Source organism: Mycobacterium sp. NGS48 (assembly GCF_059812585.1).
In genome coordinates this window covers 1-14,372 of sequence record NZ_JCALCY010000022.1, presented here as the reverse complement: position 1 = coordinate 14,372, position 14,372 = coordinate 1, and the positions used below count along the sequence as shown (strand labels likewise).

At 62.9% G+C, this 14,372-nt stretch carries 24 protein-coding genes and 1 tRNA gene; 5 read left to right on the top strand and 20 right to left on the bottom strand.

Translation table 11 applies throughout. The features are described from left to right. Positions 1-78: 78 nt before the first annotated feature. A complete protein-coding gene (gene argS / locus AC5Y42_RS22165; protein ID WP_499900723.1) occupies positions 79-1,731 on the bottom strand; it encodes an arginine--tRNA ligase in 1,653 nt (550 codons plus the stop codon). A 113-nt stretch (positions 1,732-1,844) separates the two neighbouring features. Between argS and AC5Y42_RS22160 the strand changes: the two genes are divergently transcribed. The 4 genes from AC5Y42_RS22160 (at position 1,845) to AC5Y42_RS22145 (ending at position 2,696) form a co-directional block, all read left to right on the top strand. Beyond that, a tRNA-Arg gene (locus AC5Y42_RS22160) sits at positions 1,845-1,917 on the top strand. Between the two features lie 80 nt (positions 1,918-1,997). Further along, positions 1,998-2,138: a hypothetical protein gene (locus tag AC5Y42_RS22155; RefSeq protein ID WP_499900722.1), complete on the top strand. Its 141-nt coding sequence runs from the start codon at positions 1,998-2,000 to the stop codon at positions 2,136-2,138. 130 nt (positions 2,139-2,268) lie between these two features. Continuing rightward, entirely contained in the window at positions 2,269-2,433 is a 165-nt protein-coding gene (locus AC5Y42_RS22150; RefSeq protein ID WP_499900721.1) for a hypothetical protein, read from the top strand. Beyond that, positions 2,409-2,696 carry a hypothetical protein gene (locus tag AC5Y42_RS22145; RefSeq protein WP_499900720.1) on the top strand — a complete coding sequence of 96 codons (288 nt, stop codon included), beginning with the start codon at positions 2,409-2,411 and terminating at the stop codon, positions 2,694-2,696. Before AC5Y42_RS22150 ends, AC5Y42_RS22145 begins: the two co-directional genes overlap by 25 nt. A 217-nt stretch (positions 2,697-2,913) precedes the next feature. Here the strand turns inward: AC5Y42_RS22145 and AC5Y42_RS22140 are convergent, their stop codons facing one another. From AC5Y42_RS22140 to AC5Y42_RS22050, 19 genes are all read right to left on the bottom strand, one after another. Continuing rightward, the gene (locus AC5Y42_RS22140) at positions 2,914-3,180 is read right to left on the bottom strand and encodes a hypothetical protein (protein WP_499900719.1); all 267 of its coding nucleotides are present in this window, start codon (positions 3,178-3,180) and stop codon (positions 2,914-2,916) included. Further along, on the bottom strand, positions 3,180-3,380 hold the full coding sequence (locus AC5Y42_RS22135; protein ID WP_499900718.1) for a hypothetical protein: 201 nt from the start codon (positions 3,378-3,380) through the stop codon (positions 3,180-3,182). The genes AC5Y42_RS22140 and AC5Y42_RS22135 overlap by 1 nt, the downstream gene beginning before the upstream one ends. Then, positions 3,373-3,765 (bottom strand): P27 family phage terminase small subunit, encoded by a 393-nt coding sequence (locus tag AC5Y42_RS22130; protein WP_499900717.1) that lies wholly within the window; start codon positions 3,763-3,765, stop codon positions 3,373-3,375. The genes AC5Y42_RS22135 and AC5Y42_RS22130 overlap by 8 nt, the downstream gene beginning before the upstream one ends. 300 nt (positions 3,766-4,065) lie before the next feature. Then, complete coding sequence (locus AC5Y42_RS22125; RefSeq protein ID WP_499900716.1) at positions 4,066-4,569, bottom strand: hypothetical protein; 504 nt, start codon at positions 4,567-4,569, stop codon at positions 4,066-4,068. After that, a complete protein-coding gene (locus tag AC5Y42_RS22120) occupies positions 4,566-4,955 on the bottom strand; it encodes a phosphatase domain-containing protein (protein ID WP_499900715.1) in 390 nt (129 codons plus the stop codon). Before AC5Y42_RS22120 ends, AC5Y42_RS22125 begins: the two co-directional genes overlap by 4 nt. Beyond that, a complete protein-coding gene (locus AC5Y42_RS22115; protein WP_499900714.1) occupies positions 4,948-5,475 on the bottom strand; it encodes a hypothetical protein in 528 nt (175 codons plus the stop codon). Before AC5Y42_RS22115 ends, AC5Y42_RS22120 begins: the two co-directional genes overlap by 8 nt. 186 nt (positions 5,476-5,661) lie before the next feature. Next, positions 5,662-5,844 (bottom strand): hypothetical protein, encoded by a 183-nt coding sequence (locus AC5Y42_RS22110; protein WP_499900713.1) that lies wholly within the window; start codon positions 5,842-5,844, stop codon positions 5,662-5,664. Beyond that, complete coding sequence (locus tag AC5Y42_RS22105) at positions 5,841-6,992, bottom strand: phage major capsid protein (protein ID WP_499900712.1); 1,152 nt, start codon at positions 6,990-6,992, stop codon at positions 5,841-5,843. The genes AC5Y42_RS22110 and AC5Y42_RS22105 overlap by 4 nt, the downstream gene beginning before the upstream one ends. Positions 6,993-7,438: 446 nt before the next feature. Beyond that, positions 7,439-7,744, bottom strand: a complete 306-nt coding sequence (locus tag AC5Y42_RS22100) for a hypothetical protein (RefSeq protein WP_499900711.1) — start codon at positions 7,742-7,744, stop codon at positions 7,439-7,441. After that, positions 7,741-7,893, bottom strand: a complete 153-nt coding sequence (locus AC5Y42_RS22095) for a hypothetical protein (RefSeq protein ID WP_499900710.1) — start codon at positions 7,891-7,893, stop codon at positions 7,741-7,743. Before AC5Y42_RS22095 ends, AC5Y42_RS22100 begins: the two co-directional genes overlap by 4 nt. A 12-nt stretch (positions 7,894-7,905) precedes the next feature. After that, the gene (locus tag AC5Y42_RS22090; protein WP_499900709.1) at positions 7,906-8,103 is read right to left on the bottom strand and encodes a hypothetical protein; all 198 of its coding nucleotides are present in this window, start codon (positions 8,101-8,103) and stop codon (positions 7,906-7,908) included. A gap of 14 nt (positions 8,104-8,117) precedes the next feature. After that, on the bottom strand, positions 8,118-8,507 hold the full coding sequence (locus tag AC5Y42_RS22085) for a hypothetical protein (RefSeq protein ID WP_499900708.1): 390 nt from the start codon (positions 8,505-8,507) through the stop codon (positions 8,118-8,120). Positions 8,508-8,787: 280 nt separating this feature from the next. After that, positions 8,788-9,384, bottom strand: coding sequence for a hypothetical protein (locus AC5Y42_RS22080; RefSeq protein WP_499900707.1), 597 nt, complete (start codon positions 9,382-9,384; stop codon positions 8,788-8,790). 99 nt (positions 9,385-9,483) lie between these two features. Beyond that, the gene (locus AC5Y42_RS22075) at positions 9,484-9,714 is read right to left on the bottom strand and encodes a hypothetical protein (RefSeq protein ID WP_499900706.1); all 231 of its coding nucleotides are present in this window, start codon (positions 9,712-9,714) and stop codon (positions 9,484-9,486) included. Further along, positions 9,711-9,911 carry a helix-turn-helix domain-containing protein gene (locus AC5Y42_RS22070; protein WP_499900705.1) on the bottom strand — a complete coding sequence of 67 codons (201 nt, stop codon included), beginning with the start codon at positions 9,909-9,911 and terminating at the stop codon, positions 9,711-9,713. The genes AC5Y42_RS22075 and AC5Y42_RS22070 overlap by 4 nt, the downstream gene beginning before the upstream one ends. Positions 9,912-10,135: 224 nt before the next feature. Beyond that, the gene (locus tag AC5Y42_RS22065; RefSeq protein ID WP_499900704.1) at positions 10,136-11,248 is read right to left on the bottom strand and encodes a tyrosine-type recombinase/integrase; all 1,113 of its coding nucleotides are present in this window, start codon (positions 11,246-11,248) and stop codon (positions 10,136-10,138) included. 241 nt (positions 11,249-11,489) lie between these two features. Then, on the bottom strand, positions 11,490-11,780 hold the full coding sequence (locus tag AC5Y42_RS22060) for a hypothetical protein (protein WP_499900703.1): 291 nt from the start codon (positions 11,778-11,780) through the stop codon (positions 11,490-11,492). A 67-nt stretch (positions 11,781-11,847) separates the two neighbouring features. Further along, positions 11,848-12,933, bottom strand: a complete 1,086-nt coding sequence (locus tag AC5Y42_RS22055; protein WP_499900702.1) for a sulfite oxidase — start codon at positions 12,931-12,933, stop codon at positions 11,848-11,850. Positions 12,934-12,999: 66 nt separating this feature from the next. Further along, positions 13,000-13,878 (bottom strand): LLM class flavin-dependent oxidoreductase, encoded by an 879-nt coding sequence (locus tag AC5Y42_RS22050; RefSeq protein ID WP_499900742.1) that lies wholly within the window; start codon positions 13,876-13,878, stop codon positions 13,000-13,002. A 39-nt stretch (positions 13,879-13,917) separates the two neighbouring features. Between AC5Y42_RS22050 and AC5Y42_RS22045 the strand changes: the two genes are divergently transcribed. Beyond that, positions 13,918-14,331 (top strand): VOC family protein, encoded by a 414-nt coding sequence (locus AC5Y42_RS22045; RefSeq protein WP_499900701.1) that lies wholly within the window; start codon positions 13,918-13,920, stop codon positions 14,329-14,331. Positions 14,332-14,372 lie beyond the last annotated feature (41 nt).

Here is a 14,372-nt window from a genome sequence, read left to right as displayed (position 1 = left end):
CCTGCGTGGTCTGTGGCCGCGGTGGAGCGCTGGCGTGATGACTCTCTTCGGCATGCCTCGGGCCGGCGGGATGCGCGTTCACATTCGCTCCGGAGCGCTGACACCCAGGATCGCCAAACCGTTGGCGATGACCTGGCGGGTGGCCTGGCAGAGCGACAGGCGGGCGGCGTGCAGTTGGTTGGGTTCCTCGTCGCCCTGCGGCAACACCCGGCACGAGTCGTAGAAGCGGTGGTAGTCCCCGGCGAGGTCCTCCAGGTAGCGGCACACCCGGTGCGGTTCCCGAAGCGACGCCGCGGTTTTCAGTACTCGCGGGAACTCGCCGAGCCCGCGGATGAGCGTGCCCTCCTTGGCGTGGGTGAGCAATTCCAAGTGCCCAGCGTCGGGGATCAGGCCGAGTTCGGCGGCGTTGCGGGCCAATGCGGAGAGCCGCGCGTGTGCGTACTGCACGTAGTAGACCGGGTTTTCGTTGGATGCCGACGACCACAACGCCAGGTCGATGTCGATCGGGGTATCCACCGAGGACCGGATCAGGCTGTAGCGGGCGGCGTCGACGCCGATGGCCTCCACGAGGTCGTCGAGGGTGATCACGGTGCCGGCCCGCTTGCTCATCTTTACCGGCTGGCCGTCGCGGACCAGGTTGACCATCTGGCCGATGAGCACCTCGACGGTGGCCGGGTCGTCGCCGAACGCGGCCGCAGCGGCCTTCAGCCGGGAGATGTAGCCGTGGTGGTCGGCGCCGAGCATGTAGATGCACAAGTCGAAACCGCGTTGGCGCTTGTCCAAGTAGTAGGCGAGATCACCGGCGATGTAGGCGGGTCGACCGTCGCTCTTGATGACGACACGGTCCTTGTCGTCACCGAATGCGCTGGTGCGCAACCATGTTGCGCCGTCCTTCTCGTAGATGTTGCCGTTTTCCCGTAGCCGGGCGATGGCGTGCTCGACGCGGCCGCTAGTGTGCATCGACTCTTCGTGGGTGTAGACGTCGAAGTCGGTGCCGAAGTCGTGCAGCGACTCCTTGATGTGGGTGAACATCAAGTCGACGCCGATTGCCCGGAACGTTTCGTGTTGTTGGGCTTCTGGTTGGCTGAACGCCTCAGGAGCTTTTTCAAGCACCTGGGCGGCGATGTCGCCGATGTAGCTGCCCGCGTAGCCGTCCTCGGGGGTCGGCTCCCCCTTGGCGGCGGCGATCAGCGAGTTGGTGAACCGGTCGATCTGTGCGCCGTGGTCGTTGAAGTAGTACTCACGGGTGACGTGGGCGCCCTGGGTTGTTAGCAACCGGCCCAACGCGTCGCCGACGGCGGCCCAGCGGGTGCCACCGATGTGGATCGGTCCGGTTGGGTTAGCCGAGACGAACTCCAGGTTGACCGTGTGGGTTGCCTGGGTGTCGGAGTGCCCGTAGGTGTGGCCGGCGTCGATGACGTCCTTGACGATGACTCCCTGCGCCGAGGCGTCCAGGCGCAGATTGATGAAGCCCGGTCCGGCCACCTCGGCCGAGGCGATGCCGTCGGCCCGGACCAGTGCCTCGGCAAGCCACCCGGCGAGCGCGCGAGGGTTGGCGCCGACCTTCTTGGCGAGTTGCAGCGCCAGGTTGCTGGCGTAGTCGCCGTGCTCGGGGTTACGCGGCCGCTCAACCGTCACCGCGTCCGGCAACGCGGCAGCATCGAGCCCGTGCTCATTCAGCACCGCGGTCGCGGTGGCCTTGAGCAACTCGGCCAGGTCGGCGGGGGTCACGAGGGTCCATCCTATTGGCTGGGGTGCTTGCGCCCCGAATCGCTCCGGTCGTCGGACAGCCGCTGTGATGAGTTAGTCTGTCGGAGCCCCACGGCGCAGCATGTCACGCGTGCGCCCCCGTAGCTCAGGGGATAGAGCGTCTGCCTCCGGAGCAGAAGGCCGCAGGTTCGAATCCTGCCGGGGGCACTGTTTGACCAGCGCAAACACAACTCCGCGCAAGATTCGCACAACTTCGGTGTAGCTCCTAACAGATTGGAGAGACACCCATGAACACCAACAGCAGCCCGCCCGGGCTGTTCACCTTCGCTGAGCTTCACGCCGAGATGCGTCGGCGCGGCTACACCGATGAGGACATCGCGGCCCGATTGGGCTGTACGGTCGCCGACCTATACGAAGCACTGGCGTAGGGGGTGCGCGTCGTGCCTTGGTGGTGACAGCTCAGGGCACGGTGCGGACCCGCTACGGGCCTCTCCGAAAACCGCGATACCTGTCGGTGAGCGCTCGTATCGTCAACGTCAGAAGTAGGGAGGTTGATCGATGAGAAAGTGGTTTAGTCGCCACCGGGACATCGTGACCGCCGCGGGGCTGTACGCATTCATATCGATCGGCATACTGGCGATGAGCCGACCGCTCATTGCGCTGATCGTGCTCGTCGCGCTCGGGGTCGGCAACGCCGCATGGCTGAAATGGGCGAAACGATGACGCGCCCACTCGCCGCAATTCCGGCGCTGGTCATCGGGATTGCGGTCGCCGCGCTTGCGCCACCGGCCCATGCTGACCCGACGCCGGTCGGCCCGTATTGCGACCCCACCGGCCCGCGATACGACTATTCAACCTGCCTTGACCAGCCGGAAAATAACTGGGCGTGCGGCCCATATGGCGACCAGGAACAGTGCGATTCTGATTGGCGCGACCTTATCGCCCAGCAGCAGTTAGAGCCGACCCTCCCCAACGAGGTTTACTGATGACAGGCAATATTCACGCTCGCTGCCGTTCGTGGATGAATCGTCACCCGACCGCCGCCCGCGTTGGCATGTTCACATTCATGTTGGTATTTATATTGGCCTGGTCGGCGCCCCCGGCTGTTGCAATGATCATCATCCTGCTTGGCGCTATTGGTATGTGGCTCATCGGCGGCGACCGGATGCCGCGGAAACGCGACCGTGGCGCTAAGCCCCCCGACTAGACAGGGAACCGGCGGGGCCAAGGTTCCGGCGGTGGGAGGTCAGGCCGGAAGCAGCGCTGGCGCTCCCAGCGCTGCCGGCGCAGGCGGGCGACGGCCCAGTGTCGCGGTGCCGCCCATCGGCGGGCCTCGTTGAACTGCCGCTGCCTCTCGCGGTCGGTCGGCGCATCCCAGTCGTCGGGGTTGAACTCGCGCAGCGGGCCGGGCGGATAGTCCATCTCGCCCCACCAATCCCAGCCAGCATCGTCGTCGCGCAGTCGCGCCATCACGCGCCCCGGTAGTCGGGGTCGGCTTGCAGCCGCCGGCTGAGGTCGGCATTGGTCATGGCGCGAACCTCGACAAGCGCGCCCTTCAGCCCGCTTGCCCTCAGCCACCGGGCGCGTGATTCGTGCCAGGTGTAGCGGCTGCTGAACGGCGCCCGCAACTCAGGCGGGAACGCCGGCCCTTTCATGCGTCGCTCAGCCATGACTCACGTCCTGCAACCGCGCCTCGCGAGTCCATCTCGAATGCGCTGCGGCCTTTTGTTGTGGGCTGCGGCGGCGTCCCACCTGCTCACCGGGCAGCGGCAAAGCAAGCTCGGCAATCAGCCGGCTCACGATTTTTTGTTTCTCGGTCAGGACGTAGAGCAACGGGTGAGCTCGCGGTAGCTGCCCACGATTGCCGGTGATTGTCAGACCGTCGCGTGCCAGCTCTGCCTCAATGGCGTCGATCTTGTCCAATGTCCTGCAGGCTTCGGTGAGCAGGATCGTTTCGCCCGGATCTAGGGCATAAATCGCCATAACTTCCCGAAAAAACGCCTTTCCGCGCGCTTTTAGGCCGTTCGGCGCGCGGGGCGGTTTGGATTGGGTCATGGTCTCTCATTTCACGAAATCGCTTGCCATGCAGCATGTTTCGGTGGTTGAATGGTGTTGTGGCGCAAAGGAATCGCAGTCGTTCGGTATCGCTCGAAACTACCCCTGACCTGTGGAAATGCCTTTTTTGGGGTGCCCGCATCGGAACCCAGAATATATCGGTGACAAAGAGTGACCGGCGTAACGTGCGGATACACTTTGCGACGGCCCCCGGGTACCGTCGTACTGAATCACATTGGCACGCAACACGTTTGAACGATCGTATCTCACTGAACCGCATTGTCGCGCAAGGTCTTTCAATCATGTTGCCTTGTAGCTCTTTGCGACGTGCATCATGGTCGGCATTGTCACGTCGTGGTAGATCGGTAGCCCGTAGTGCCGCAGCCTGTGAGGGTGCGCGCGGGTCAGGATTGCCAACGCTTGATAGCTGTGGGCGCGTCGGCTACTCGGAATGGGCGAATTGCCTTCGAAGGGGTCGGGCAGTACTGGGCCGGTGACCGTGCCGAACGTCGTCGCGTAGGCCGGTGAACGGAACACGCTTTGACGCGTGAGCCAGTAGTTCATTGCCGTCACGGTCGGCACCACGCAAACACCGCAGTCACAGTCTGGCGCAGGAACTTCCTCGTCGTGGTGGTCGCCATACCGACACCAGCCCCGCAACGTGCAGTCAGCGCCCAGCGTCACATGCTCTGCGGGGACGCGATCCGATCCGGCGATGCTGGCCGAGGCGAACGGCGAGAGCAGCTTTGCCGTGCCTTCCGGCACGTGCCCTATTGCCCACAGCCGCCAGCCGTACACGGTCACGGCGCAATCCGTTGCGGCACGGTCTCAACCTCGCGGATGCCCAGCCGTCGCCACAGTGCCAGAATGTCGGGGTTGTCATCGATGGCAGCCCGAATGCCGAAGCCGCGGCGCTGCAAGTCTCGCCAAATCTCGCGCTTCACCACGGCGAACGGCCGTGCATCGCCGTTGCGCCTATGAAACGGTCCGACGAATGGCACCGGCAAATTCAACGCCAACCAACGTGCTGTGTCAGCGCGCCACCGTTCCTCACGCGCGGTGACCACCACGATTGCGCGGCCGGCGCGGTACTGGCGCTGACAGAACGCGATGCCCTGGGGGATGATGCGGCCCGCGGCGTCCATCAGTGTGTCGTCCACGTCTACTACCGCGGCCGGGATGCTAGGCACCGCTGCGCAGACGTTGTTCGACAGCGCGCATGGTTGGCACGGTCGGCACCCGTTCGCACAGTGGCACCCCGTAGCGCCGAAACCCGCCCGCGGCGCGCCCAATGATGGCGCGCACTATGTAGCTGCCACAGCGGTAGCTGCCCGCGTGCGGGCTCAGGCGGACGCCCACCGTCTCGGGCAGAAGCCATGGGTCGGCCAGCACCTTACCGGTGATCTCGCCGTAGGTGACGACGAAATTTTGAGCGTCGCGCAAATCGACGAAAAGATTTTTCGGCGCCAAGGCCTGCAGTGATTGCGGGGTGTCGCAATAGTGCACGCCGCACGTGCAGCCCTCGTGAGGAGGTGCGGCGTGGCCGTACGGGCAAAAGGCGGCGAGCACTCCATCATCCCCGAGCACGGCTGGCGGGCGCACCACGTCGGGGTTGTCTAGGCGCCACCGGCCCGCGGTGACAAACGGCGCGACCAACCTCGGGCCGCCCGGTCCCTGACCGATCCGCCAAAAACGCCAACCAAACTGCATAGCGGGTTTCCTGTCGTGATGGTTAGAAGCCGCCGCGGTGGCTCGCTAACGCGTTCGCGCGCCGAAAGGCGCTGCGGGACGCGCTGGCACTAGCGAGCCGGAGCCGGGGAAAGGAGGTGAAAAAACAACCGGCCCCATGCCGCGGCGGCGGTTGTGGTCGGCGGCGGAGGTTGACCGCCGACCGGCTTACGGTGCGATGTTAGTAATCGCCGGCTGGACCCAAACCTCATCGAAACCCATCGGCAGCGCGCGCAAGGCGTGCCGCTCCACCAAGTTGAGTACTTGAGTTTCGGTGAGGTTCATCCGCTTCGCGGCCTCCCACAAAGGCAGGAAGTCGCCGTGACGCTCGGGGTCATACTCATACGTCACGATGACGTTAAGTCGATGACGTAGAAGGACTCCGGGCGCAGCACCGCGAAGCCGACACGCATCTCCGCGCGCAAAATCGTCCGGTTGGTTTTGAACTCGGTGAACGGGTCCAGGTCGATTCGGACATCTTCACGGATGTAAAGCCTCGCCTTGGACCAATCGGCAAGCAGGGCTTGACCTTCGGTGACCGACGGCGACACGACCCGCTGAATGCTGGAATCGCCGAACACGTTCGCCGACCGGGCCGTGCCATTCACGTACCCGTCCAGCAGGTAGCCGTTGGCCGACGTTTCCAGCAGCAAGTCCAGCGCGGCAACATCGTTGGGATGCAGCACAAACGCGTTCGGCGTCACACCGCCCACCTGCGCCGTGGCTAATGCACCCCGCAGGGTCGTCGGAACATCGGTGTCGAACGCAACACTGGTCACGTCGTCGGTGTTGATGATGCCGGTCATGTTCTCGCCGGTACCGCTGCCCGAGACGGCCTGCGACTCCAGCGCATCTAGCAGACCCTCACGTAGTTCGGCGTCCAGCCAAGCGCGAAGCTCCCCGTGGTCAAAGAACAGGCGGTTAGGCACGGGCTCGGACAGATGCGCGACCACGCGGCAGCGATCCTCAACCGGCGTCACGGTGAACACCGACGTGGGCTTAGTGGCGGCGTCGGCCACAACATCGGCGTTGTTCGTGCGGGTTGTCTGCCGGTAGAACTCGTAGGCGTTGGACTGCACCTGCTGCCGATTCACCAGCAGGTCAATTAGCCGGCCGGGTCGATCCATTGCGACCACGTTCGGCTGTACCAGGGTCGGAATGTCGATAGACGACGCGGTGATAGCCCGCTTCTCGCCGTTCGCTTTCCAGATCGCCTCGGCAGCACGATCCGCCCAGCCGCGGCCGCCGTTGGCGGTGGCCATGGCGTTAGCGACGCTCAGGGCAGTCAGGTCACCCCGGCCGCTGCGCTCGATCTCGCCGCGGGTATCTGCGATCTGTTCGTCAAGGTCTTTAATGATTGCGCACGCCGCCCGAAACTTGACCTCCTCGGCCTCGGTAAGCGTCTCGCGTTTCTCGGACTCGACGCGGTCCAAAATTGATTTACGATTGCGGACTGCTTCGGCGCGGAGCGCCTGCAATCTTGCCAGTTTTTGTTCCATTGAAAATGTTGTCCTTATGGGATGGTAGTTCGATTACTTTCTGCGCATCTGTGCCCGATGCCGAACTTCCGTGCCGGAAGGATTCGAACCAATACGCCGTGCCGGCGTGGGGTTGCGTGTTGTGGCTGCTGGGCTGTTTGGTGGCGTCGTCATCCGTGCCGGAATCAAAAGACGCCATTTAAGGCCGCCGGGGTCCGTCCAACCCGAAGACGGACCACCCGGCGGTGGTCTAGGAGGTGCGTTTACGGGACCTAAACGGCCCCCTGAGCCGCTTTCGTCCTTCGCAGGTATTCGGGTAAGCCCGGCGGGTAATTCGCCCGCCACAGGGGCGCTCACACGTTACGATCACGGTCGAATACCCGCGGCATCGGCAAGCCATTCCGCGGGCTGCCGCGAGAAACAGACGCACGACGAGATAGGCTGAAATTCGCCTCAGCATCGAAATCCTAATCGGTGGTATCCGTGAGGGCGTCGGTGAGCGATGGTCGGGGGAGCTCGCACATCATCGCGTCGAAACGGGCGCGTGTCTGGGCGTCGTCCCATTCGCGGCGGGCCAATTCAGCGTCAACCAGCAGTGCCAATGCTTTACCGACACCGGCAGCCCCTTTGTACCGCACTTGCGCAAAAGTAGCGGCCCAGCGCTCGTAGAACAGCAACTCCGCTTGGGAAATGGTTTTCAACACCGCCGCGAGGTCCACGGTTCGATTCATCCGGTTGCGCGTTCCTTCGAAGTTGAAAACCTTGCCGGTCACGCGCTGGCCTCGTAGGCGCAATCCAAGAGGTTGCGGCCCAGGCGCGCGGCCACCGGCGCAGGCATCGAGAAAATCTGCCCATCATCGAAACGCAACCCAACACAGCCATCACCGTCAAACATGATGTCGGCATACTCGACATTGCTCACAAATTCCTACTTTCAAAACTGCTCAACCCCGCCGATGAAACGCTGAATACGCGGCGCGGTCAATTCTGTCAGTTCAGCGGCCAACTCGGCAGCCTCGGCGGACGTCAACAAAATATGCCGGCGGTGCCGGCCAACGCCGGCCTCAATGGCGAAGCCGCCATTCGGGCGACTCGCAACGATAATGTCGCTATTCCTGATTGTCCGAATCATCCCCGGTTTCCCCTTTAGCTGAACGGCGCTTGCGCCTGTAGCACATGCCCATCACCGCGCTCTTTTCGCTTGCGCAGCTTGTCGGCCTCACGCCTTGCGGCCAGGCCCTCCAGTTGCGCTCTGGAAGTCTGCCAAGCCCAATAGTCGGGGTGGATGCGATACAACCCGGAGTCTTCGCAGCGTTCCACCAAGCCCACCTCGGCGAGCGCGTCAATATGCTGACGATCCCCAATGATCATCTCCGCATCGTCTGGATTGAACCAACCGTCCGTGACCAGCGAGACGACCCAAACCAGGAGGTTGATAAACGAGCGGAACTCCTCACCCGAGAGCCGCCGCTGCAATTTCGGGTCCAGCAGTAAACCGTGTTGTAGCCGCGTATCCAATGCGGCGCCTTTGATCATTCCTGATGCATTCCTTGTGTCTTTGAAGATGTCCCCTGCGCTTCTAGCCGAGCCTTGCACTAGCCGCGCCTTGCCTGGCGCGGCACTAGCCGCGCCTTGCCTGTCCTAGATCCTGGCAACTGGCCTGTCCTTGCACTGGCCTGTCCTTGCCTATCCTGTCCTTGCCTATCCTTTGTCTCTCCTTGGACAGCCTTTGGAAATCCTATGGACGTCCTTGCGGACATCGGGAACGTGATGCTTGGATGGCCAAAAACAAAAAGTTCCGCGAAAGTTAGATGATCTAGCTACCATCGTTTCCGTCCGACCGGAGCTTGAACGGGCTGCCGCGCGGACGGTCATTGAGACCAAGCGGCGGAATTTCTTCAATTGTCGATCCCCAATCGTCGGAATCTCCGATATGCCGCCTTAGCACCGCCGGCGCCGGCCACTCAAGATCAAGGCCGAGGAGGAATGGGTCTCTTAGCGAGCGCTTGCGCGTGGTCCGGCCGTAGCGCGGAACCTCGTTGTGCACCATGGCCCAACGAATATGCGCAAGTTCGTGTTCGCGAGCCTCGAAGCTGAGCACCTGTTTCAAGTTGTCGCGGGAAAAGTCGCGTCGGTTCCCGTTAAGGTGAGCAACCGAATATCGTAAGCTTTTGTCACAAATTACGCACCGATACCGCGGCGGCATGCCGAAGTATTCGAGCGCGAGAATGTCGCGGCGCGGGAACGTGATTTTGCGGCTAGTGCCATACAGCCGTAAGGTGACGTTATAATCGTGATCGATCAGCACATTCCGATACTGGTCGCGAATCCGCCCATCGTCGGTGTACTGGTAATCCCGCGCCCACGATATTCGCGCAAACGGGGTCCAAATCTGCGGCCGTCCTGCGACCATTGTTTCCTACTTTAAGTCTATCGTATCGGATTACTTTATTACGGTAAATTCACGGCGGCCGAATTTTCGACACCGCGCAGATCGCGGCATAGGCGAGCGCTATCGCCGATCTTCACCAGCCAGTCGCACGGCCTGACGGAGCGCATCTATGAGCGCATCGACGTCCGTCTTGTGCAATGACATGGTGTCGTTCGGCTCAAGCGGAAAGTTGCCGTCTTCGCGGTGCATGAATGTGCGAACCTCGATATTGCCGTCATCGAATACCCTCACGACCAGCCTGCGCGGTGGCCTGTCAATCATGGTTGCGTAGGTGCTCAGTTCGTGACTCACAACACATTCCCAACCGGCCGCGCAAGCGCAACAAGCGAATCCCGATGCACGCGCAGCATGCGAGGGCCGATGCGCACGGCGGTCAGCAAACCGGTGGAGATGTACCGGCGAATTGTGCGCGGGTCGCAGTCTAGGGTGTCGGCAGCCTGGCGGATGCTGACAAGGTTCGTTAAGTCGTGATCTGTCGTTATCGTCATGCATCTGATCGTATCGCCGGATTCGCCGAAAACCCCGGCGCTAGAAGAACCAATTTTGTTGCGTGAACGCAACGCGGAGAACGGGTTTCAGCGTAGGCATCGCCGCATACGTGATGGTGTCTGACATGCAGATATTGCGACCCAGCGTCAGACATGCGCCGTTGTGTGCGCGCAATACCTGCGTTGTTCGCCATCGGCGAAACGGGCGAACCTCCGCGGTCGGCTTAGCCCTTGGCCCGTCCCACTGCCAGCCTCGACAACCGCTCCGCTATCTCAGCGTCGCGGCCCTCCGCGACGTGTTGGTATCGCAGCGCCATCTGCGGGGTGGTATGCCCCAATCGGTGCATCAGTTCCGCTGTGGTGGCGCCGGATTGGGCGGCGAGCACCGCGCCGACATGCCGCAAGTCGTGCACTCGCAAGTTCGGTTTGCCGATTGCCGCCCGCGCCTTCTCCCAATGAGTGCGATAGTTGTCACTGTGCATATGTCGACCGTCGTCGGTGGGGAACAGTAGCGACTCCCCGCCAGGGTCGACATGGCTCTTCAAGTGCGCCTTGACAACCGGACGGATATGCGGAGGTACCGCCACGTCCCGAATCCCGGCCGCTGTCTTAGGTTCCCCCACGTAGAACTTGCCGCAGCGGTAGGTGACCGCTCGGCGAACGCGCAGGGTAGCGCAGTCGTCGCTGACGTCCTGGCGTCGCAGCTCTGACGTTTCACCCCAACGCAACCCACACCATGCGGCCAACAACACGCTGGCGCGCAATCTCGGCGGCATTTTCGACGCCAGCTCCTTAACCTCGGCAGGCGTCAAGATGTCGACCTCGCGGCGGCGCTTCGTCTGCATCGCCGCGCGGATACGGCACGGGTTGGCGTCGAGCACTTCATCCTGGACTGCCGTCGCGCAGATCGCATGCAGCAGCGCATAGGCGTGAGCGCTACGAGTCGGATGCTCGGTGCCTAGGCCGGCATGCCAGGCGCGGACCTTGGCCGGCGTTAGCGTGACGATCTTCGCGACGCCCAACTCCGGAAGTATCAGCCGCTCCAACATGCTCTCGTAGTGTGCCCTCGTGCGAGGCCGCAGGTTGCGCTGTTCGATCCATTTGTCTGCGTAGGCGCGTAGGGTCACCCCATCCGAACGTTCGACCGCCCCCCAGGTGCCCAAGTCGATTTTCCGGCGCTCTTGCGCTAGCCATCCTTCGGCATCCGACTCGACTGCGTACGTTCTCGGAGCATGGTGCAGCCTGCCGTCAGGGCCTACGTATGCGGCGCTGTAGCGCCCGGAGCGCTCCTGGCGAATCCGACCGAAGCCGCGTCTTTTGCGTGCCACAGTGCCCATTCTCGCACAAGATTTGCACAACATCCGTGCCGGATATGTCACGACAATGCTATATACTGCCGTTAGGTGAAAGTGCTGAAACAGCAGCTTAGAGCACAGAAACCACACGTAGAGAAAACAGCAACGCCGAGGTTCCTATCAGGTTCGAATCCTGCCGGGGGCACTTCCGTCGTCGCAGCTCAGAGATGGTTTTGGCGGTGATCGCGGGGCGCATGCCTGCCCGGCGCCTTTTGCAGGACGGTCACCGCGCGGCAGAGTCGGTCTGGGGCTTTTCTTGTCGTCCGCGAATTTCTCTGCGTAACGCAATGATCTGCTTTTCCAGTTCGAAGATCGCGGTGCTGGTGTGACGAATCGCGACCAACATGACGACGAGTAGCTTGAGCGGGTTGCGGCCGGCTTGCACGCCCAGCTTGGCCAGGGCGTCACGGAGCTCGCGGCTGGTCACTGCCTCAGGATCGAGTTCAGTGTCACGAATCTGGCTGAAACTTTGGTGTTCTGCACCGTCCTGATCGGTCTGCTCATCCTTTTTCATAAGCCCGACCGTAGAGCAGGACACGACAAGGGCACTGCCGTTTGGTCCCAACACGTCGCCGTGTCGGTTACGTGATGTCGACGTGGACGCGAGGCCAGGAATTGTTGGCGTAACCCTTCGGGTTCCAGAGCGACGCAGCCGATTCGGGGTGAGTGGCACCCGTCGCGTCCCATGCGCGGGCCATCACCGTCAACGGTCCAGGCTGAGTCGTCACGGTCAGCGACCAGTGCTGCCACGCCCATCGGCTCACCGGCGGGTGGAGTTCGGCTTGGCGCCAGCTGCGACCCTCATCGAGCGACACGTCAACCCGCGCAATGCCGTGATTGCCGTCGTCGAAGGCATAGCCGTGGATGGTCAGCGATCCACTGGGAACTCGGCCACCGTCAGTGGGAGCCAGAATGTCGCAATTCAGCGGCACCGACGACAAAGAGATGCCTTCACCCGGAGCGACGGTGTCGGGGTTGCGGTCGGCCGGCAGTAACCGATACGCGACCGCCTGAAAATAGTTCTGCGACGGTGCCTCTTGCACCGTGACGGCGTCGATCCACTTCACGCTGCGGGCGCCGATGTATCCCGGCACGACTACCCGCACCGGGCCGCCGTGGATCCGTGGCAGCGGCTGATCATTCATCTCCCAGGCCAGCAGAACTTCGTCCGACATCGCCTTCTCCAACGGAATCGAACCACCGAAAACCTGAGCCGGGGAAGCCATCGGAGACCTGTCCTGAGCCGCGAACGCGACGTGCAAACCGTGGTCACGGCTGGCAGCGGCGGCGTCGAGCACGTCTGCCAGTGCGACGCCGCGCCATACCGCCGTCGAGGTCGCCCCCGAGCCCCACGGATCCTCACCGACAATGTGGCGGATCTCGTTGAACCCGGCGCGCCGGTTGCCCGCACACTGCAAAGTGGCGACAACGGTGTGGACGGTGAACGCACTGGTCAGCTCCTCAAAGCTCAAACTCAGCGGTTTGGCGACGAGTCCATCGACACGCAGGCGCCAGGTATGGACAGGGATGTCGGGAATCGGACCGTGGTTGCGGCAATAGAACGTATTCAGCGGGGTGATTTCACTTCTGGCCAACTCCGCGGCCGCAGCTTCAGCGTTGAACGGGCAGCGCTCGTGCACGATGGTGGCCGCGCTCTTACCCCACATCTGTCCAGCTTGCCGCACAATCGCGGTTTGCTGAGCGATTGCGACAGGGAGCCGGGGAATCTCCGCCTAAAGCTCAGCTGCGACGTCGGCGGCCCGCCGAAGTTGGTCCAGATCGGAACTGGTTGGGATGAGCTGGATTTCGTCGGTGCCGATCGCTTTGAAGCTGCGCAGCACCGCGACCAGTTCTTCTTCACTAGCGGCAAATCCCGTCGTGGGGGCCATCGCGTCGACGTACTCCGCCGGTATCCAGTTCATATAGCGGCGCAGGTGCCGGTGCATCTGTTCCCGGGCATCGTCGCGGGACCCGAGCGCAAACCAGAATGAGGTCGCCAGGTGGGGTGGGGCTTTGCCGGCCTCGGCCCAGGCGGCCCGTGCGACGTCGAACAGCTCGTTCTGCTTTGTGGCGTCGAGGTCCAACGTGGTACCGGCCAGCCCGTCGGCCCAGGCGGAAGCGCTGCGGATGGTCTTAGGCCCGATGCTGCCGACCAGCAGCGGCGGCCCGCCTGGCTGCACCGGTGACGGCCCCACCGGCAGCACCGACTGGGTGATTTTCTCGCCCGCCCACACGCGCTTCATGATCGCTACCCGCTCGGCCATGCCGCGCATCGTTTGCGCCGTCACGTCTGCGCCCACCGCCTGGTAGTCCTCGTGGCGCCCGCCTATCCCGATACCGACGACCAGGCGGCCGCCGCACAGCATGTCCCCGGTCGCCAGCGCCTTGGCCAGCATCACCGGGTCATGCAGTTGCGGCACGATGACCGTCGTCACCAACCGAGCTCGATCGGTCCATGCAGCGAGCGCACCCAGCAAGGTCACGGTGTCGGGGTTTTCGAACGCGATCCGCTCGCCCCAGCACAGTGACGAGAACGGGCCCTCGTCGATCGCACGCGCCCAGGCCGCTAGCACACCCGCATCCAAATCCGGCTCCATCACCGGCATCGTCATTGCTATCTGCACGACCGTGATTCTGGCAGCATGTCTCGGGTGGGCATCACCACCACCTCTATTGCGCACCTTCGGCTCACCGTGACCGATATCGAGCGATCCCGCCAGTTCTACGAGAGTGTGTTCGGTTGGCCGGTTTTGCTTGAGGTGCCCGACAACGCCGGGGCCGCGACCCGCAACCAACTCGGGTTCCTATTCGGTGGTGTCATCTACGATTTGGGCGGCGCGCTGATCGGTTTACGCCCGGTTGCGGACGACCGTTTTGATGAGGACCGCGTCGGCTTGGACCATCTCGCTTTCCGGGCCGCCAGCAAGGACGAATTAGATTCTGCGGCTGAGCATCTCGACGATTTGGGTATCGACCACGAGCCGGTCAAGGACATCGGACCGTCCTACATCCTGGAGTTTCGCGACCCGGACAACATCGCCTTGGAGTTGACCGCCCCGAAGTAATCGCCACCCCCCGCGAGCGTGCGCACAACCGGTGATTGGCT